The 19,724-nt window shown below is 44.5% G+C and carries 20 protein-coding genes; 7 read left to right on the plus strand and 13 right to left on the minus strand.

All coding sequences use genetic code 11. The annotated features are described in order from the left end of the window. Window positions 1–7: 7 nt before the first annotated feature. From AUJ82_03460 to AUJ82_03470, 3 genes are read right to left on the minus strand one after another with little or no spacing between them, the layout of a single operon-like run. Window positions 8–268, minus strand: a complete 261-nt coding sequence (locus tag AUJ82_03460) for a hypothetical protein (GenBank protein ID OIO60182.1) — start codon at window positions 266–268, stop codon at window positions 8–10. Window positions 269–272: 4 nt separating this feature from the next. Further along, window positions 273–1,334 carry a chorismate mutase gene (locus tag AUJ82_03465; protein ID OIO60183.1) on the minus strand — a complete coding sequence of 354 codons (1,062 nt, stop codon included), beginning with the start codon at window positions 1,332–1,334 and terminating at the stop codon, window positions 273–275. Window positions 1,335–1,345: 11 nt separating this feature from the next. Beyond that, window positions 1,346–2,086, minus strand: a complete 741-nt coding sequence (locus AUJ82_03470) for an SMC-Scp complex subunit ScpB (protein OIO60184.1) — start codon at window positions 2,084–2,086, stop codon at window positions 1,346–1,348. A 143-nt stretch (window positions 2,087–2,229) separates the two neighbouring features. Here AUJ82_03470 and pgi point away from each other — a divergent pair, with 143 nt between their 5' ends. From pgi to AUJ82_03490, 4 genes are all read left to right on the plus strand, one after another. After that, complete coding sequence (gene pgi / locus AUJ82_03475; GenBank protein OIO60185.1) at window positions 2,230–3,849, plus strand: glucose-6-phosphate isomerase; 1,620 nt, start codon at window positions 2,230–2,232, stop codon at window positions 3,847–3,849. A gap of 145 nt (window positions 3,850–3,994) precedes the next feature. Next, window positions 3,995–4,636, plus strand: coding sequence for a hypothetical protein (locus AUJ82_03480; GenBank protein OIO60186.1), 642 nt, complete (start codon window positions 3,995–3,997; stop codon window positions 4,634–4,636). A gap of 247 nt (window positions 4,637–4,883) precedes the next feature. Continuing rightward, window positions 4,884–5,597, plus strand: coding sequence for a 16S rRNA (cytidine(1402)-2'-O)-methyltransferase (locus tag AUJ82_03485; GenBank protein OIO60187.1), 714 nt, complete (start codon window positions 4,884–4,886; stop codon window positions 5,595–5,597). A 4-nt stretch (window positions 5,598–5,601) separates the two neighbouring features. Beyond that, window positions 5,602–6,483: a hypothetical protein gene (locus tag AUJ82_03490; protein ID OIO60188.1), complete on the plus strand. Its 882-nt coding sequence runs from the start codon at window positions 5,602–5,604 to the stop codon at window positions 6,481–6,483. Here AUJ82_03490 and AUJ82_03495 read toward each other — a convergent pair. The 3 genes from AUJ82_03495 to AUJ82_03505 are packed head-to-tail and all read right to left on the minus strand — an operon-like array spanning window position 6,451 to window position 9,548. Continuing rightward, window positions 6,451–7,401 (minus strand): hypothetical protein, encoded by a 951-nt coding sequence (locus AUJ82_03495; GenBank protein OIO60189.1) that lies wholly within the window; start codon window positions 7,399–7,401, stop codon window positions 6,451–6,453. The two genes, AUJ82_03490 and AUJ82_03495, sit on opposite strands and share 33 nt — an antisense overlap. Continuing rightward, the gene (locus AUJ82_03500) at window positions 7,388–8,422 is read right to left on the minus strand and encodes a hypothetical protein (GenBank protein OIO60190.1); all 1,035 of its coding nucleotides are present in this window, start codon (window positions 8,420–8,422) and stop codon (window positions 7,388–7,390) included. Before AUJ82_03500 ends, AUJ82_03495 begins: the two co-directional genes overlap by 14 nt. 4 nt (window positions 8,423–8,426) lie before the next feature. Further along, entirely contained in the window at window positions 8,427–9,548 is a 1,122-nt protein-coding gene (locus AUJ82_03505) for an aminopeptidase (protein OIO60226.1), read from the minus strand. A 181-nt stretch (window positions 9,549–9,729) separates the two neighbouring features. On the opposite strand from AUJ82_03505, the gene AUJ82_03510 reads away from it, so the two are divergent. Next, on the plus strand, window positions 9,730–10,833 hold the full coding sequence (locus tag AUJ82_03510; protein OIO60191.1) for a hypothetical protein: 1,104 nt from the start codon (window positions 9,730–9,732) through the stop codon (window positions 10,831–10,833). 5 nt (window positions 10,834–10,838) lie between these two features. Here AUJ82_03510 and AUJ82_03515 read toward each other — a convergent pair whose 3' ends face one another. Genes AUJ82_03515 through AUJ82_03540 form a run of 6 tightly spaced genes read right to left on the minus strand, consistent with a single transcriptional unit; the run spans window position 10,839 to window position 16,554 of the window. Continuing rightward, entirely contained in the window at window positions 10,839–11,825 is a 987-nt protein-coding gene (locus AUJ82_03515) for a 3-beta hydroxysteroid dehydrogenase (GenBank protein OIO60192.1), read from the minus strand. Further along, window positions 11,822–13,483, minus strand: coding sequence for a hypothetical protein (locus AUJ82_03520; GenBank protein OIO60193.1), 1,662 nt, complete (start codon window positions 13,481–13,483; stop codon window positions 11,822–11,824). The genes AUJ82_03515 and AUJ82_03520 overlap by 4 nt, the downstream gene beginning before the upstream one ends. Window positions 13,484–13,537: 54 nt before the next feature. Continuing rightward, window positions 13,538–14,332, minus strand: coding sequence for a short-chain dehydrogenase (locus AUJ82_03525; protein ID OIO60194.1), 795 nt, complete (start codon window positions 14,330–14,332; stop codon window positions 13,538–13,540). Window positions 14,333–14,354: 22 nt separating this feature from the next. Then, the gene (locus AUJ82_03530) at window positions 14,355–14,861 is read right to left on the minus strand and encodes a hypothetical protein (GenBank protein ID OIO60195.1); all 507 of its coding nucleotides are present in this window, start codon (window positions 14,859–14,861) and stop codon (window positions 14,355–14,357) included. Next, window positions 14,858–15,829 carry a riboflavin biosynthesis protein RibF gene (locus AUJ82_03535; protein ID OIO60196.1) on the minus strand — a complete coding sequence of 324 codons (972 nt, stop codon included), beginning with the start codon at window positions 15,827–15,829 and terminating at the stop codon, window positions 14,858–14,860. The genes AUJ82_03530 and AUJ82_03535 overlap by 4 nt, the downstream gene beginning before the upstream one ends. Then, window positions 15,826–16,554 (minus strand): tRNA pseudouridine(55) synthase TruB, encoded by a 729-nt coding sequence (locus AUJ82_03540; protein ID OIO60197.1) that lies wholly within the window; start codon window positions 16,552–16,554, stop codon window positions 15,826–15,828. Before AUJ82_03540 ends, AUJ82_03535 begins: the two co-directional genes overlap by 4 nt. Before the next feature lie 97 nt (window positions 16,555–16,651). On the opposite strand from AUJ82_03540, the gene AUJ82_03545 reads away from it, so the two are divergent. After that, a complete protein-coding gene (locus AUJ82_03545; protein OIO60198.1) occupies window positions 16,652–17,578 on the plus strand; it encodes a phosphoribosylaminoimidazolesuccinocarboxamide synthase in 927 nt (308 codons plus the stop codon). On the opposite strand, the gene AUJ82_03550 is transcribed toward AUJ82_03545, so the two are convergent. Then, on the minus strand, window positions 17,571–17,867 hold the full coding sequence (locus tag AUJ82_03550; GenBank protein ID OIO60199.1) for a hypothetical protein: 297 nt from the start codon (window positions 17,865–17,867) through the stop codon (window positions 17,571–17,573). The two genes, AUJ82_03545 and AUJ82_03550, sit on opposite strands and share 8 nt — an antisense overlap. Window positions 17,868–18,253: 386 nt before the next feature. On the opposite strand from AUJ82_03550, the gene AUJ82_03555 reads away from it, so the two are divergent. Next, the gene (locus tag AUJ82_03555) at window positions 18,254–19,723 is read left to right on the plus strand and encodes a malate dehydrogenase (GenBank protein ID OIO60227.1); all 1,470 of its coding nucleotides are present in this window, start codon (window positions 18,254–18,256) and stop codon (window positions 19,721–19,723) included. Window position 19,724: the final 1 nt, after the last annotated feature.

Here is a 19,724-nt window from a genome sequence, read left to right on the forward strand (position 1 = left end):
ACTGAGATTAGTCCTTGGGGAAACGTTTAAGCAGTTCTTCTAAAGAAAAATTTTGAATACAGACGAGCTTATTTTGACTAGTTTCGCCCTTGAGGATCTCGATCGTTCTGGCCGGTACATCGAGCACCTTTGAAAGGCATTTAATGATAGCCACATTGGCGCGGCCACCCTCCGGAGGAGCTTGCACCTTGATTTTAAGTGAGTCCTCGAGCCAGCCCACAACTTGCGTTCTAGAGGCATTGGGGATGACACGTATTTTTATTTGCATGGAGTTAAGCAGGATAGCTACCCAGCCATTTGATAGAAGTGGTCAATGGAGTAACCTTTTCTATAGCTTGCGCTACGTTATGATTGAGCCAATGGCCTTCTATATCGATAAAGAAAGCGTATTCCCAGAGCTTACCACGGATAGGCCTAGATTCAATTTGAAGCAAATTGATCGATTCATCCGCAAATATCTTTAAGATTTTGCTGAGACTGCCATGCTCATGCTTGGTTGTAAGGGTGATGCTGGTACGAAAATCCCCCTCGGTGGAGCCACCCGGTACATTTTTAGCTATGATAAGAAAACGAGTACAATTATCCTTAAGATCTTGTATTCCCTCAGCCACTACAGGGGCATCGTATAACGTGCTAGCTAGTTTGCCCGCAACGGCTGCTGAATCATCAGATGCCTTTGCAAGCTCGATTGCGTGGGTGGTGCTCGTGGCTTCTAGTAGTTCGGCATGTGGAAGATTTCGCGTGAGCCATTCCTGGCATTGCGCTAAAGCATAGCGAATAGAATAGACCCTTTTAATATCATTGAAGGCGGATTGACTGATGAGACAAAGATCAATTTTTTGAAGGACTTGCGCGATGATCTTAAGATTAGATGCAGACAGTTGATCAAGCGAGTGGGTGATGGCTCCATCGGTAGAATTTTCTATGGGGACGACCCCGTAATCCGCCTCACTTTTCTCTACGGCAACGAAAACGTTTTGGATACTTCGGTAAGGAACGTATGAGACCGAAGAACCGAAATTGGTAACGGCGGCTTGGTGGGTGAACGTGCCTTCCGGACCGAAGTAAGCGATGGTGAGTGGCTTTTGGTTGGCGATGCCAGCGGAGATGACTTCTCTAAAAATAGCCCTAAGCGATTTATTCGTTAGCGGGCCCTTATTAAATGCCTCTAATTTTTCGAAAATCTTTTTTTCGCGCTCAGGGACGTAAAACTCCTCATTAAGATTCTGCTTAATTTTGCCTACCTCCTTTGTGACAAGGAGACGCTCATTTAATAAGTCTACAATTTGGTGGTCAACCTCATCTATTTTCTTTCTGCAGTCGTCTAGGTCCATCTCTAGTGAAATTAATTTTTTGGATTTTCGGGATCAGTATTATCTGATGATTCCTCCTCTGATTCATCAGCGAGACCGACATCGCTATCTGAAAGCGGGTGTTCCTCGTCCTCCTTGTTTAGCCAAGCACTGATTTTTTGAGGCGAGAGGACATCTGAGGCAGGAAGCTCTCCTAATTCACGCAGGCCGCAAAGCTCCAAGAAAGTATCTGTGGTACCGTATTGCATGGGCCTGCCCGGGAGATCCGCACGCCCGAGAACCTTGACAAGTTCCAGCTCTAAAAGCTTATTGATGGCGTTATCCACGGCGACCCCGCGAATAGCCTCCATTTCCGCGCGCGTTGTGGGTTGACGATAGGCGATGATGGCCAGTGTTTCTAAAAGTGATTGGCTAAGACGCAACGGCTTGGGTTCTTTACGCAAAGCACGTACCCATTCGGAGTATTCGGGTGCGATGACGAGCCGGTAGCCATCGTGATCCTTTAAAACACGATAGACGGAAGCTTTGTCTATATATTCTTGAGCCATTTGATCGAGTGCCTCACGAATTTGAGTAGCAGTAATAAGCGCGGGAACTTGATTGATGATGGTATTCATGGTTTGTTGAGTACCATCATCGGATTCCGGAATGACCTGAGGCTTTTTTTCCTCGGCCTGGAAACGCATGATGACATCCTGGATATCTCGAATACTGAGAACATCAGAAGTAGAAAAAAGCAAAGCTCTCAGTACGTTTTTGAGATTGAACTCCATTCAGAATACTTGTTTAAGTTTATATTGCTCATTACAGACAGCTTAACCCTATTTAGCTAAATTTTTAAAAAAACCTCAACATTTACCTTCACATGCGAAAAATAAACGTCATTATAAGTATTGTAACCCTAAGTATTAGCACAATGGCATTTTCACAAACCCAAGTAGGAAAAGAAGTTATGGACTGGAAACGATTTAAGGAATATTACTGCGAAGTCCCCGCGGTTGGGTTTAGTATAGACGTTAGCCGGATTAATTTTAAAGACACCTATCTCAAAGAGATGGAAGTTGAGATGCAAAAAGCATACAAGAGCATGGAAGCGCTCGAGCGCGGCGGCATTGCCAACCCGGATGAGCAACGCATGGTTGGGCATTATTGGCTGAGGGACTCAGAGCTTGCGCCTACTGCGGATATCATGTTAGCAATCGATGAGAATTTAGATAAAATAAGCAGCTTTGCCGCCGAAGTGCACGCGGGTAAGATTATTGGCCAGAAAGGGCCGTTTCAGAATATCGTTGTTGTGGGAATAGGGGGATCCGCCCTAGGACCACAGTTTGTGGCAGATGCGTTTACTGACCCCAAGACAAACCAGATGAAACCCTACTTTATTGATAATACCGACCCGGACGGAATTGATTTAGTATTATCACAGCTAGACGGAAAGCTAGGGGAGACCTTGGTGATCGTGATATCCAAGTCCGGCGGTACAACCGAGACCCATAACGGGATGGAAGAAATGAGAGAAGCGTATACCCGCGCGGGGCTAGATTTTACTAAACACGCGGTAGCCGTGACAGGTGAAGGCAGTAAGCTAGATAAGTTTGCGAAAGATTCCGGTTGGATAACCTGTTTTGCTTTGTGGGACTGGGTAGGTGGCCGAACAAGCGAGCTTTCAGCGGTAGGCCTTTTGCCTGCGGCACTACAAGGGATCGATATCAAAAATATGTTGGAAGGAGCCAAGATGATGGATCAGGCGACCCGCATACAAGATACCAAAAAGAACCCAGCTGCATTGCTAGCCCTTATGTGGTACCATGCTACAGGAGGTAAAGGATTGAAGGATATGGTTATTCTCCCCTACAAAGACCGCTTGAAGCTGTTTTCAAAGTATTTGCAGCAGTTGGTGATGGAGTCCCTCGGTAAAGAGAAAGACCTCAATGGTAATGTGGTTCACCAAGGGATAGCCGTTTACGGAAATAAAGGCTCTACGGACCAGCATGCCTATGTTCAACAATTGCGCGATGGTGTGAATAATTTTTATGTCACGTTTATAGAAGTTTTAAAAGATCGCCAAAATAAGTCGATAGAGATGGAACCCGGTGTGACTACCGGAGATTATCTGCACGGGTTTATGCTAGGGACGCGGGAAGCGTTATCTGACAAAGATAGAGAATCTATTACGGTAACCGTAAATGATGTTTCACCGTTTACTGTGGGAGCGTTGATTGCGTTATACGAAAGGGCAGTTGGATTTTATGCCTCATTAGTCGGGATAAATGCATATCATCAACCTGGAGTTGAAGCAGGTAAAAAAGCTGCGGCCAATACGATTGAACTACAGAAGAAAGTGACGAGCTTTTTAACGAATCACCCTAAACAGACCTTTAGTGCAGAAGTGATCGCAGAGCAAATTGGAGCTAAGGAGAAGACCGAAACCGTCTTTAAGCTGCTAGAGCATATGGCTGCGAATCCGGATAAAAAAGTGACGAAGACTGCTTATACTCCGTTTTATAATAATCTCTATGCATATAATCCGGTTTAGGGTAAATTTTATATTCCTTTAGTTTTATGCTTGACCTTGTACTGTATTAGGTTTACTTTTCTTGGATTAATAAAAATTAATCCAAGAAAGTGTTATGTTTAGTGGTAGGATAAGTTTAGGGAATTCAAGTCATAGAATCGATTCAATGAAGGCGGCAAAGCAGCTTGTTGATGGTTATGTGCAGAAAACCATCAAGAAAAGTGACTTCATAAATGAAGTACATAAATTAATAAAGGATGATTTCCGTAATATAGGGAAAATTCAAGGTTCCTTAGCCGATCAGAAAAGTATTACTCGTCGTGAGATTGTACAATTATATACTGAAACTGGCGATACTGGGGAGAATATTCTTCATATCTTAGCCAAGAATGTAAGTGGAAATCAAAATACAGCTGATGCGCTTGCAATCGAAGTCAATCGCATGTTCTATTGTCTAATTAATCCAGATACTGGTATTGCGGATGAAAAGCTATTTTCGGAACTCATGCTTATTCGCAACAAAGACGGGAAGACTTTTGTAGATATTTGTTTACAAAACTTTACTTGGAGTGATGTGAAGCAAAGCTGGAAACAGTATCACTGGAATATGGCAAATATGGCATCTATGCTGGAAGAAGATCTTCTGAAAGATAACAAAAAATTAACGGAGCGAGAAGTTAAGATTGTGCAAGGGTTGATAGATGCTAACCCTACTCCTGGCCAGCCCAAAAAAGAGGGATGGGACTTTGCATGGGAAGCTATTGTTGATACGGTAAATGACTGGCATGGTGGCTATAATGTTAAGTGAGTTTGCTTGAATTGAGCGATAAACTAGACTTTTCAAAGGTTTGACAGCAGGGGCAATTGTGGTATAATTGCCCCTGTATATATTTGTAATATAATGAAAATCAAGACACTTATAAATTTAACTTTGATAGCAATCGTGGCGTTTAGTCTTGGTGGTTGCGGAAGTAAAGATCGTTCTAGCTCTAAGATGCCATGGTCCAGGCCCGCGAGCTGGGAAGGTGGCATGCCGGGACTAGGAATGTAAGGCGATGGCTGGTTCTTCTGAAGGTTCTGATAAGGGTGGTTGCTTGTATGTTGCGGCAACGCCAATCGGCAACCTTGGGGACATGTCTGATCGATTGAAGGCGGTTTTTCAGGAATGCGATCTGGTAGCGTGTGAGGATACCCGTGTTTCTAAGTTTTTGCTGGATCAGCTGAACATACAAAAGCCCATGATTTCGTATCGGGAAGAAAATGAGCATAAACAAACGCCCTTTCTTCTTGATAAAATAAAAGCAGGGGAGAAGATTGTATTAGTTTCTGATGCCGGTACACCAGCGCTGAGCGATCCTGGGTTTCGCGTGATTCGAGAATGTAGGCGAGAAGGGTTGACTGTTATACCGATTCCTGGGCCATCCGCCTTTTTATCCGCTTTATGTGCTTCCGGGTTACCCACGAACGCGTTTTTATTTGTTGGCTTTTTGCAGCCAAAGACGGCAGCCCGTAAACGCTTTTTTCAAGAATATAAAAATTTTCCCCATACGGTTATTTTATATGAATCGTCTCACCGGATAGATAAGTGTTTGGCAGATTTGCTGGAAGAGCTTGGGCCGGAGAGGACTATTTGTGTGGCAAGGGAGATTACAAAACGCCATGAGACCTTTTTGGTCGGTAAAGCCTCTGAAGTTGTAGAAGCATTTAACGCCCGGAGTAAAAAAGGAGAATTTGTGGTTCTCTTTGCGCCAGAAACATATACATTATAAGTATATGAGAAATGTCGGCGTAATAGACATTGGTAGCAATACGATTAAATTGCTCGTTGCTAATGAAATGGGCAGCCTGTTTAAAGAAGTGTGCGATGTGCGGTTATTTCCCAAAGGGAGCATGCTCGAAGAAAAGCCAATGCAGGATGCTATTGAAAGTATAGCGGGGTTGATTCAAAGCGCTAAAAACTACGATTGTGATCCGATTAAGATCGTTGGCACAAGCGCGATACGAGAAGCCGAGAACCAAAACGAATTTTTACTGTTACTGAAAAACGCAACCGGATATGATCTACAAGTCCTTTCCGGAGAAGAAGAGGCTATGTATGTGGCTGAAGGGATTATTGCGGACCCGCATATAGCACACGGCGGAGATTTCTTCGCGGTCGATTTAGGGGGTGGAAGTTTAGAGTGTATTCATTATAAAGATACAAGAATTGCAAGAACCTGCAGTCTCCCCCTAGGAGCTGTTCGACTCATGAACCATTTTGTGGAAGACCCTAGCCAAGCGCTGCTCGTGGAGACGCAAGAGAAAATTAAATTAGCTATCTATGAGAAGCTAGATGATGAAGCGTTTCAGTTTTCCAGTGATACCATGTTTATAGGCTGCGGAGGTGCTTTTAGTGTTGCGCGTTTGATGATAGATGAGACGGAGTCCTATGTTTCCTTTGAAAAACTTAAAGCATTGCAGCGATCGTTATCCCGCATGAAGCTTAAAGAGCGCTACGAAGTACCGCATCTACCGCACCCGAGGGCAGACGTGATGCCTACTGCGTTGACAATTATGCTTTCTGTATGCTTGTATTATGGTAGAGCGGGGTATACGCACTCGTACCATAATTTGCGATATGGATTAGCGAGAACTATGTTGACGCAGAAGGTCTAGATAGTCTTTAAAGTCCTGAGGCAAAGGAGCCTTTAGCTCAATTTTTTTCTGAGTTTCAGGATGGGTAAAAGAAATTTTTTCCGCGTGTAAAAGCACACGAGGAGCTTCCGGTAATTTGAGTCTATTGGCATTATAGCCGTATTGGCGGTCTCCCATAATAGGAAAGCCAAGGTGGCTTAAGTGAACACGAATCTGGTGTGTTCTACCCGTGTGTAGCCAGCAGCGAACCAGTGCGGCTATTTTCCCAATACGTTCTTCGATGGCCCAATCTGTATGAGCTTCCTTGCCCTTACCCGTAGGCGGGACAGTCATTTTTACTCGGTGAATAGGGTGGCGATCGATCGCTACCTTAATGCTGCCACCTTCTAGCCCAGGGCAACCCAGGACGAGAGCCAAGTATTCCTTTTTTACTTCACGAGAGGAAAACTGTTTGATTAAATCCAGGTAAGCTTTGTCCTGTTTGGTAAACAAAATGATACCGGATGTTTCTTTGTCTAGACGATGTACAACGCCCGGCCTGAGTTCTCCAGAAGACATGCTTAAATTACCCTGGGTGTGGTGCAATAAAGCATGAACGAGAGTATCATCGCCTGTGGCATTTCCCGGGTGAATGACGATTCCGGGAGCTTTGTTAACCGCTATGATGAATTCGTCCTCAAAGATAATATCCAGAGGGATATCGGTAGGGGTAAGCGAAGTAACCTTAGCCTCCGGCTTTGTGAACGTAAGCTCATCCCCTGAATTAACAGCCTGTTTACGCTCAATAGGCATCCCTTGAAGGAAAACCTCTTTATTATCGAAGACCCTTTGGATCTGAGTGCGGCTATATTCCGGGAAAAACTGAGCAAGAAGCTTATCTGCGCGAGCCTGTTTAATTTCCTCCGGAACGATAAATTGTACGAGATTACTTTCCTGCATTTTCTTTCATGGCGGAAGATTTTAATGAATCGATTTCTTTGATAATACTATTTCGTCGTTTATCATCTAAAAGAGCAACTTGAAAAGCGCGTTTAACAAGGTCGGCAATTTCGCCGCAGTTGAAGTCGAGTTCCTGGATAAGGCCAGCGTATTCATCCATAAGCGAATTACCGAAGCAGAAACTTCTATCTGTGCTGACAAGGCAAGTGACGCCCTGGTCGTACAACGGCCTGATAGGATGTTCTGCGAGTGTGCGAATGACATTTAACTTTACATTGGCGATAGGGGACATATCTAGCGCGATTTCATTATCGATTAAAAAGCGAACGACCTCCGGATCTTCGATAGCGGTGATGCCATGTACGATGCGATTGATCGAAAACTCCTCAATGATCGGGATAATGCTTTCCGGGCCATCTACCTCACCAGCAATAGCTTTAAAGAATTTACCATGATCGTGACCCTTTTCGATGAACCGCTTTGCCCAGTCCTGCTCAATTCTTAAATCGTTACCATTAAAAATATAACCATTGAGGTGGGGCCAAATAAGGCTGTCATCTAGATAATCCTCCATGTTTTCGATATCAACAGAACGCTCGAGATCGAGAAATATGCGAACCGCGACATTTACGGGAGTGGCGGCACGGATGGCGGAAGCAACCGCACGGCCATCTAAGCCAGCTTCTTTTAAGTTAGCGACATCGATTCCGACCTCGATATAGCGCACATTTTGCTGCTCCTTTTCCTTGAAAATCTCGTTTGCCGCTTCATGGTAACGTTCAGGACTTGTGAAATAAGCCTTATTAATTTCTGAAAGGGTTTGTTCGAATTCTGTGTAGCTGCTATAGCGGTAGCCCTGAGTCCAACTTGCGGGAGGGATAGCGTATTTCTTAGGCGCTGCCTTTTTGATCAAACTCCAAGGGACGGAACCCTCGATGCTGATACGCGTTTCTGTTTTAGGCAGATTTTTAAGGAAGTCTGCAATGTTTGCGGGCATGTGGTATAAGTAAGGTGATTCCATAGTATTACTTTTTAGAAAGGAGGTAATCTGGGTTTAACTTGTGTAATGATTTAGGAATAAATAGCCCATCCTTGCGAATGAGTTTTCCATCAAAATAGATTTCACCGCCACCGTATTCAGGTCTTTGGATGCACACGAGATCCCAGTGGACTTGAGAACGATTTCCGTTGTCGGCGATCTCGTAGGCCTGGCCAGGCGTGAAGTGGAAGGAGCCGGCGATTTTTTCATCGAATAAAATATCACGCATAGGCTCTTTAACATGGGGGTTAAAACCGATGGCGAATTCACCGATGTAACGCGCGCCCTTGTCTGAATCTAAAATTTCATTTAAGCGCTGGGTGTTACTGGAAGTAGCCTCTACAATTTTACCCTTTTTGAAAACGAAACGAACGTTATCAAAAGAAGAGCCCTGGTAGACTGTGGGTGCGTTATAGCTCAGTTCGCCCTCGATGCTGTCCTTGATAGGCGCGGTGAAGACCTCGCCATCGGGGATGTTAAATTCGCCACCGCACTCGATCGCGGGGATTCCCTTAATAGAGAAACGCAAATCGGTGCCTGGGCCCTTGATGTGAACCTTATCCGTGGACATCATTAACTTTTTAAGCGCATTCATGCCAGGGATCATGCGAGCATAGTCCATTGTGCAGACACGGAAGAAAAAGTCTTCAAAGGCTTCAGTACTCATGAGAGATTGTTGTGCCATTGCGGGAGAAGGCCAGCGTAGGACGACCCATTTTGTTTTGCCGACTCTATAATCCATGACGGGCTTCATTCCCTTGTTAAGGATAGACATTTTGTCTGCCGGGACATCGGAGAATTCAAAAATGTTATCTGAGCCACGCACAGCAATGTAGGCCTGCATTTTCTTCATGCGAAAAAGCTCGTAGTCTGCCAGCGTCTTTATTTGAGCGGCATTGGCATCTTTATACAGAGCACGACTTACCTTTGCGTGATCAATTTGGACAAACGGCTCAGCTCCCCTTGCGCGCACGGCATTAATGAGAGCGGCTACAAATTTGTCCGGCACATCAAATGCGTGAATGAGAACGTTTTCCCCCTTTTTAATTTTGGTAGAGAAACCGGTGAGCACTTTGGCGAGTTCCTGAAATCGAGGGTCCATAAAAATAATGAGTTCTGTGAGACGATTGGTCTTACCCTTATTATAGGCAAATTGGCTTAAGAATGCCAATTACAAATCAAGGTTGCTTGAATTTTATTGATCTGAATGCCACGAAAAACTAGCATAAAGAATAGATCTTATGACAAATTCAAAACCCTTATATTGTATTGAAACAAAGACTGAGAGCATGGATCACCTTACCGTTAAGGCGCGTGATGTGATAGAATCCTGCGATCTATTATACTACGAGGCTCCCGGGCACACGTGCTTGAATATTTGGTGTCGTCCTGCTGCAGAGCAAGTACAGGTTTACCCGAATTTAGATATTCAGACGACGGTAGCCGAGGCGATTGCCAAAGATAAGGCAATTGTTTACGTGGCACAAGAAGGGAGTAAAGAAGTGCAAAATTTATATGAATACCTGGATAAAGAAGGGATTGATTATGAGATTGTGCCCAGCGCTGACATAAAAGCGGCTAAACATGCATCTTCTTCCTTGGCAGGGAAACGAATTGTTATCACCCGTTCTAAAAATCAGTCCGCGAGCACGCGAGCACAGTTAGAAGCCCTAGGTGCGGAAGTCCTTGAGTTACCATTAATTAATGTTACCGATTTTTGTGATCCGGATGTTATGGACGATGTTTTTACAGAATTGGGTGGGTATGAAATGATTGTATTTACCAGTACAAACGGCGTACGCTCCTTTTTTCACTTTTTCTTTAAACGCTTTAAAGACATACGCTGCTTAGGAGGCGTGCGTATTGCGTGTATAGGAGCCGCGACAGCTGCTGAAATAGAACGCTATAAATTAGAAGTTGATATATTGCCGGAGCAAGCGGTTGCGGAAGCGTTGGCAGATGAAATTCTCGGTTGGGAAACGTTGGATAATCTCAAAATACTGGTTGTTACCGGTAATATGAATCGAGACGTTTTGGTGAAAAAACTAGAAGAAGAAGGTCGGGCGATTGTGGACACCTTGCAGGTTTACCAGACCGAAAAAACGAATTTAGTAAACAACCCGATAGCCGAAGATTTTCGTAAAAAAGGCGCGGATGCCATATTGTTTGCCAGTTCTTCGGCTGCGAAGTCCTTTGCGGAGCAAGCAGGGTCATTACAACTTAGCCCAAAAGCAAAAAAGCCATTGGCTTGTAGTATTGGACCGATTACAACTGCCACGATGCGAGAGATTGGCATACCGGTGGATTTGGAATCGAAAAAGCAATCGATGTCCGGCTTGATTACTGAAGTTGCCAAGCGACTGCAGAAGGAAAAAACAGCCACAAAAAGTTAATCGAATTAGATTTTCAGATTTTTTACCAGCTCATCTAGACCCGCTTCGGTGGAGACGATGGGCTGGTAACCTAAATCGTACTTAGCGGCGGATATATCAAAGTAATGATCCTTGGAGAGTTCCGTGGCGATGAAACGCGTCATACGCGGTTCGCCTAAGGCAGGAACGATTTTGTGAACCCCTTCCAATAGGGCGCCTATAAAGAAGGCGGCATCAAAGGATATTTTTTTATGGAGTCTAGGAATATCAAAACGTTCTAATAAAGTATTAACCCAATCCCAGAGATTGACGGGCTCGCCCTGAGAGATGAAATAAGCCTTACCCGAGACCTGATTATCTATTAATGCATTCAGAGCTAAAAAGTGGGCATGCGCGGCGTTGGAGACATGTGTGATGTCCACTTTATTATCACCCATGCCAATTATCCTTAATTTGCCCCTTCGTGCTTGAGAAAGGATACGCGGGACGAGATGGTTGTCGCCTACGCCCCAGATTAAATGAGGCCTAAGCGCAATTGTTTTTAAACCGGCTTGATCATTACTATCGAGCACCATTTTCTCTGCAATTGCCTTGGTGTGGGCGTAATGGCACAGCCAATTTTGCCCATAAGGCAGAGACTCATCATCCCCACGAAATGCTTGTCTATTAAAGACGACGCTTGGGGTGCTCGTATAAACCAGATAAGAAACCTGATTTGCCTTACAAGCCTCAATGACATTTTTTGTACCGACAACGTTAACCTCGTAATAATCCTTCCAGGAGCCCCAGATACCGGCTTTAGCGGCAACGTGAAAAATGGCCTCGGTGCCCTTGGACGCCTCTAAAACAATTGCTTTATTTGCGATATCGCCCTGAAAAAAGCGAGCGCCCCTCTTTTCTAAATCCGGTTGAGGAGAGCGCCCGAGAATGTTTACCTCGTAGCCAAGATCCAGCAGCATATTTACGATGTATCTGCCAAGAAAGCCACCACCTCCTGTAATAAGCACCCTCACACGTTTATGGGTTTTAATTTTTTGTTAAAATGATGTGCGAGCGTTAGACGATGTATTTTAGCATTATGACGGACATCTACGGGAAAACTTTTGTAAAAGAAGAGTTGATCGATGTCCTGTGTGACCTCATTTTGCTTAGCTAAGTCTAACAAGGCCCTCTTAAATGCAGTTTCCTCTTCCCTGTTTTGAGGATAGAATTGAGGATGTGGCTCTATGACAATCGCAGGCGTTGCCTGTTCGCTTGGGCCTAAGCCAATTAAGGCGCTTCGGTAAACGTGTTCATGTTGGTTGAAAATGCTTTCACAACAGTCTGTGTAGTAGGTTTTATCCCCATTGACAACCCGTTCCACGCGACGACCGCAGAACCATAAATTATCATTTTTATCCAAGTAGCCGATATCGCCCATACGGTGCCAGAACGTTTGGCCATCCTTTATTTTAGCAAAGGCGGTTTCTTGGGCAAGATGGTAGTATTCTCGAGTAACCGTAGGCCCACGTACTATGATTTCCCCCACTTCACCCTTCGGGAGAATTAAATCATCCGAAAGCCCCTGTATTAAATCATCGGATACACGAATGATACGTATTTCCATTCCCGGTAGTGCTTTGCCCACGCAAGTGCCCTTACCCACGAGACCTTGCCGTTTAGCTAATTTTCTAGCGACAGCTTCGATCGAAGTGACCGGTAAAGCTTCAGTGGCGCCATATGGGCTGTAGACAACGCCGCCAGGTAGAAGGTCTTGGGTGCGTTCCATTAACGCATCTGAGACAGGTGCGCCTGCCATTAAAATTCTGCGAATAGAAGGCAGTTTGATTTCATTCTTTGCGCAATACTCTGTAATCTTGTGCCAGATAGCCGGAGAGCCAAACGTATTAGTGATATTGTTATCGAGAATGCTCTGTACGATGAGTTCTGGTTTGACTTGAGCCGGTTTGCTGGGGTTCATTTTAGGAATAACAGTTGTCATTCCAAGAGCGGGATTGAATAAAGCAAAGATGGGCAACATGGGCATATCTACCTCACCTGGTTGTATGCCGTAGAAGTCGCGAATCATGCGGATTTGGGAATCAAACATGCCATGTTCGTAGCAGACGCCCTTGGGAGCTCCCGTTGAGCCAGACGTGTATAATATGGCAGCCAACTCATTTCGCTTGGTTTGAGCGAGCGGAAAGTCCCTAAATAAGCCCCGTTTTTTAATCTCACGCGAGAAACCGCCTGAGCGGACGACTACTCGTGTGTGTACATTTTTAAAATAAGGAAAAAAGATACGACTTAAACGATGGGCTAGCGGTACGCCAATTAAGGCATCTATATTTGTTTTTTGGATACAAGAAAGGAAATTCTTTACCCCCATTCCCGGATCCATGATTACGGGAACAGCCCCGATTTTAAATAAAGCGAAGGCGATGACGATTAGATTTATGCCCGGCCTAACCATTAATAAGACGCGGTTACCTCTTTTTATACCCTTTCGTTGGAGTATGTGCGCGACACCATTTGATTCTTCCTCCAGTTCCGCAAAAGTCTTCCTAATATAAACAGGACGGGTGAGAAATGAGAATGTGCCCTCGATGGGGGCCATCAAAGCGCAAGTATGCGGATTTTTATTTGCCTGCGCCCGCAAATAAAGCGCGATATTAATGACATCATCTTGCATACCAATTTACAGTGTATGGAAAGGTTAACTACCGATCAACTTATAAATAATTTCTCATTTTCCAGGCGTGGCGCTGCTGCCCGCTAGAATTCCGCCATCCATTGTCAACTCTATGCCGGTAACGTATTTAGACTCATCTGAAGCCAGATATAAGACGGCATAAGCGACATCAATCGGTTCCCCCATATGCCCCAGCGGTATACCCTCGGCAATTTTAGCAATCCTATGTTTACGCTCTTCCTCATTCGACCCAAGCATAGTATCCCACATGGCCGTAAGAATAGCGCCCGGATGTAGAGAGTTACAACGAATGTTGTACCCCATTTGCGCGCAGTACAAAGCGACTGTTTTGGTATGGTTACGTACGGCTGCCTTGCTAGAAGCGTAGGCAGCGGCTCCGGGCACGCCAACGATACCGGACCGGGAGGACATATTAATAATCGAGCCTCCCCTTTCCTTCATTAAATTAATACCATATTTGCAGCCCAGAAAGACCCCATCTAAGTTGATTTGATGAATTTGCTTCCATGCTGCAAAACTTGTGTGCTCGGGATCTTGCGGGCCGATATCTTCATTGAGGCCTATGATGGCGGCGTTGTTAAACAAAATATCAATACGCCCATGTGAGGCCCTCAATTTTTTAACCAAGGATAACCAATCCTCCTCAGAAGCAACGTCCAAGTGGTGGTATTCTCCATTGATCTCCTTGGCTAACTGTTCACCCTCGTTATCGAGGATATCGCCAATAATGACATAAGCACCCTCATTTGAAAGCAAACGAGCCGTTTCAGCGCCGATACCCCGGCTGCCGCCCGCGATCAATGCAATTTTACCTTTTACTCTGTTCATAGCTTATTTACTTATTGTTTGATTAAGACAAACTCCAATAGCTCACCAAAAAATAGCCGATCATAAAAGCTGAAATACCTAGCTTGAGGACAAAAGAAACGATTCCACCGATAATGGTGCCAAAGCCAGCTTTGGTAGCTTTATGGATATGATTTCCTCCGAGCAGTTCACCTACGATTGCGCCGATGACTGGACCTATGATGATCCCCATGAGCACGCCTACACCTAAAAAGGGAGACAATACAAAAGGGCCGATTAATATGCCTAGAAATGCACCCAGGCCGCCCTTCCAAGAACCGCCAAATTTTCTGGCACCCCAGTAAGCGCAAAGCCAATCCAACACTTGAGCAAGAATCGTCAATACCGTAGCAACGATCACAAACGTCCAGGAAACGGAGTGTTCCGGAACCCATAATTTATGCATTACAATTCCAGCCAAAACAATGGCTGTGCCTGGTAAGACAGGTAAGAAAGAACCAATAAAGCCGATCAAAAAAATCAGGCAAGTGACGATAAAAGGAATGGTCATTCTACGCTAAAATTAGGATCATCTGAAAAATGCGCAATGGCGGCTTTTATGTCCAATTGTATTTGTTTTTTTAACGCCTCAGGGCTATCAAATTCCTTCTCGGGCCGCAAAAATTTATGCCAGCGCACGTAGACGACATCATCATAAGTAATATCATTAGGCGATAAGCAATGCACTTCTAGTGTGGGCATTTTTTCATGCTCATGAAATGTGGGACGTACTCCATAATTAGCGACACCTGCAAATGCATGAATGCCATCCTCGCGTTCCACTTCGATTTGAACGACATAGACACCGTACTTGGGTTGTAGTTCAGGTTCCCAATGAATATTTAGCGTTGGGGTATCGAGCTCCTCGGTTCCTCTGTGTTTTCCCTCAACGACCTCGCCGATTGAGAAATAGGTGTAGCCTAAGAGTTCATTTGCTTCCTCGAGCTTGCCCTCTTTGAGTTTTTCACGAATCAAGGTGCTGCTAGCCACCTGACCATTTACTTCTACCTTAGGGCAAACGATGACCTTAACACCCTGTTCCAGGGCGAGATTGGAGAGCATTTCCGTATCCCCTTTTCGATGATGGCCAAATTTAAAACCCTCACCGACGTAAATGTACTTTAAATGTTTTAAAAGAGGGGAGTTGATGAGATACGTTACAAACTCCTCCGCGGGCATATCTGAAAATTCCTTTGAAAACGTTTGTTGTATGATTAACTCGGCGCCATTTGCTCTCATGAGCTCTTCATTCACTTCAGTCGGGTAAATGAGGGGAGTAGGGGCTCTTCCTGGAATTACCCTGCTGGGGTGGGGGGAGAATGTCATTACCGCAGTAATTCCCTGATCGGAACGGCTATCCTCGAGCGCTCTCCAGATAATATTTTGGTGCCCGTTATGAACACCATCAAAAATACCAATTGCAAGATGGATAGGACGGTTGCCCAGCTGCGCTAAAATCGCTTCTTCTTCTTTGCTCATATGACAGTTGTTGGAGGGATCGCTTTTATGACCGGAATCAAGATATCTTTAATTTCGGTGAGGCTTAATTCCTCCAGCTTATCTAACGTACAAGCATTCGTCACGTCCAAATGTGATATTGTGGTTCGACGCAATTGCGTTAAATGGGAACCGCAACCGATCTTTTCACCTAAGTCGTGCGCAATGGTTCGCACATAAGTTCCTTTACTACATTTGAGGCGAAAGGATACCAGAGGGAGCGCAAAATCGAGTAATTCAAACTTATAGACCGTAATAAATCTAGGCTCCCGTTCGATGACCTTACCCTGCCGAGCCATTTTATATAAAGGAACGCCATTGACTTTTTTGGCGGAGAACATAGGCGGAATTTGGTATTGGTCGCCCAGGAAACCGGTCATCAAATCTTTTGTGCTCTCTTCTGTTAATTCAGGTATGGGGCGAGTTAGGGTGACGACACCATCCGCGTCATGGGAATCGGTTACTTCGCCCAATTTCATGGTAGCTTCGTATTCTTTGTCCAAATTCATTAAATATTGAGAAGCCTTTGTAGCCTTACCCACAAGGATGACCAGCAAGCCCGTTGCTAAAGGGTCTAATGTGCCTGCGTGCCCGATACGCTTCATCTTGAGCTTTTTTCTCACGCGATCGACGACATCATGGGAGGTTATCCCACTTGGCTTGTCTATTAATAATATTCCCTCTAAGGCGTTTTGTTGGATGGACATAAATTATATTTGCTAAAGGAAATGATTATAACTGTAATAATGTATAATGCAACCCAATGGATTCATTTTTGTCAGATTTCTTACAAATGTATAAGACATGTTTATCAAAGACCCCAACGATTTTTCATTTCCCAAAGAAGCCCTCCTACGCGTTCCAAAGCTACCATATAAACATTTAGGCTCGGGGAAAGTACGCGAGCTTTACGATCTAGGCGAGGAACTTCTTATGATTGCCACGGATCGGGTGTCTGCATTTGATGTTATTCTCCACGAAGGCATACCCGGCAAGGGCATTATTTTGACACAAATGAGCCTCTTTTGGTTTGATTATCTTAAGGACGTTGTTCCGAACCATATCGTTCCCAACCATAATAAGCGACTGCTAGCAGTTTTAGCGGATTACCCCGAGTTGTATAAGAGAAGTATGATTGTTAAAAAACTCAAGCCGTTGCCAATCGAATCTATTGTGCGTGGATATCTAGCTGGGAATGCTTGGAGAAATTATCAGGATACGGATCGATTGTGGGATATGGAATTACCCAATGGCATGAAAGAGTTCGATGCCCTTCCGGAGCCAGCCGTTACCCCCACAACAAAAGCAAAAAAAGGCCATGATGAACCCCTTTACCACGAGCAAGCGGCAGATCTCCTGGGGGAAGATCTGTTTTCGCAAGTAAAAGAAAAAAGTATAGCGCTCTTTAAAAACGCATCCCAACGAATAGAGGAGTCTCACTTCATTCTTGCGGATGCCAAGATGGAGTTTGGGGTTGATGAGGCAAATCAGCTCTACTTAATAGATGAAGCGTTTACGCCAGACTCATCGCGCTTCTGGCTCAAGAAAGATTATGAGACCAGTAACCTGCCTACCGGCTTTGATAAACAGATTATTCGTAATTATTTGTTATCCCTTGGGTGGAGCACAAAACCCCCTATACCCTCGTTGCCTTTAGATATCATTACGCAGACTCAGATTCGCTACATGGAAGTATTTGAGCACATTGTCTACCGGCCAAGTTTTACTTAAACTCGACCTGTGAGAGCTCCTCCAATTCTGAAATTTCCAGACCTCCCTTATGTGCGAGAGGTTGCCAGATATCAAAAAGCTTATCTATCTGTACTTGTGCTTCGGGTGAAAGATCTTCGCCCTCAACGAGCTTGGACCATTCGCTATAGTCCTTTTGCAATATTAAGAGCTCCTTTTCTGTCAAACCCGTAGTTTGTTCCCAATGATGAATATCCGTAAAGATATCCTGAGTGTTATAAGCATTCGCTGCTGGGGAAAACGCATTTACAATGACGGGTGATAACACCATCAAAAATACGAAAAGGCATGCGACTATAACAGGTAACGGCATGAAAAGAGTAGTGGGTCAGAGTATAAAGGTTACATTAAACCAAAAAACCTTTATATGTCAATTACAGGGCACTTTTTATTATTTCAATATTTTTTGTGGAAAATTTACTAAATACAACCCGTTCGTTAGCTAAATAAAGTACAATCCACCGTAGGAGAGAAAAATAACCGCTATTTAAGTCATTTTTTTAGTTATTTTATTCTCACTTTTGATTAAATTATGAGGTAGCACAAGCCTGCAGCATTTATATGGATATTGATAATCATAAAACACACGGTTATCCGGAAGCGGATGCCTTCTTTCAGAGCAATTGGCCCACGGGGTTAACGTATGACGATGTCTCGTTGGCCACGAACTATTCGGACATTATTCCCAAGCAGGCGGAGCTCGATGTGCGTTTAGCAGAAAAGATCGCACTTCACTTACCGATCATCTCTTCGGATATGGATACAGTGACGGAATCCAAGATGGCCATCACCATGGCATTGCATGGCGGTATGGGGTTGATTCACTACAATATGCCGGAGAAAAATCAGGTAAAAGAAGTCGCACGCGTCAAAAACCATATACACGGCCTGATTCAAGATCCTATACTCGTTTCTCCAGACGTTTACATACAAGACGTCCTTGATATGATAGAGGAACGCCAGTTTGATTTCCGATCCTTTCCTGTTGTTGACGAAAAGAGAAAACTCTTAGGCTTTTTGCCGAGCCGTGTGATACGTTCACGCTATAAAGGTAAAAAAGTTTCCGAGGCGATGATTTCCAGAGAAGATGTATTCACCCTGACAACAAAAGAACTGGGGAGAAACCCGATTACGGTAGCCGATGAGTTCTTTACCGCTAACATGGGCATCCATAAACTGCTTGTTGTGGATCATGAGGATAAATTGTGTGGCCTCCTTACCTTAAGCGACATTGAGCGTATTGTTGAAGAATCTACCGCAAAAATTAAACCCGCAAGAGATGGTGATTTTCGATTGCTCTGTGGTGCGGCAGTGGCAACGCATCGAAATTTGGATGGTTCGTTAGACAAGGAACGTATTTTAAACCATGTTAGTTTGTTGGTGAAAGAAGGGGTGGATGTCATTGCGGTTTCTACGGCTCATGGTCATACTGCAGGGGTAGGGGATTCGGTGAGATTGCTCCGGGAGCAATTTAAAGATTTAACCATTATTGCCGGCAATGTTACCTCTGCGGAAGGCGTGGAGTTTTTGGCGGACTGTGGCGCAAACGTTATTAAAATCGGACAGGGCCCCGGCTCCATTTGTACAACCCGTATTGTTGCCGGAGTGGGAATACCACAACTCTCCGCGTTATACTACGCAGCTCAAGGCGCTAAGAAAAAAGGCGTTCAGATACTAGCAGACGGCGGTATTACCAAAAGTGGGGATATGGTAAAAGCGCTTACTTTGGCAGACGCGGTTATTTGCGGCGGCCTGTTGGCAGGTTGTTTAGAAGCACCCGGCAAGGTCATTGAAATTGATGGCAAACTGTACAAAGAATATAGAGGAATGGGGAGCCATGAAGCTATGAAAGAAGGCTCGGCCGCGCGTTATGGGCATATACAGAAAGATACCAGTCGTAAAGTTGCTGCAGAAGGAATCTCTGCGTTGAAGGAAGTTGGCACATCGGCCTCTGAAATATTAACTCAGCTAAGCGGCGGTATACAATCCGGTATGGGGTACCTAGGTGCCCGTAATTTGGTAGAACTTAAAGAGAAAGCGCGTTATATACGTGTGACTCAGGCAGGTTACCTGGAATCCAGGCCGCATAATGTTATTGAAATAAAATCAAACCCTACGGCTAAATAAA

Source organism: Verrucomicrobia bacterium CG1_02_43_26, assembly GCA_001872735.1.
Lineage (GTDB): Bacteria > Verrucomicrobiota > Verrucomicrobiia > Opitutales > CG1-02-43-26 > CG1-02-43-26.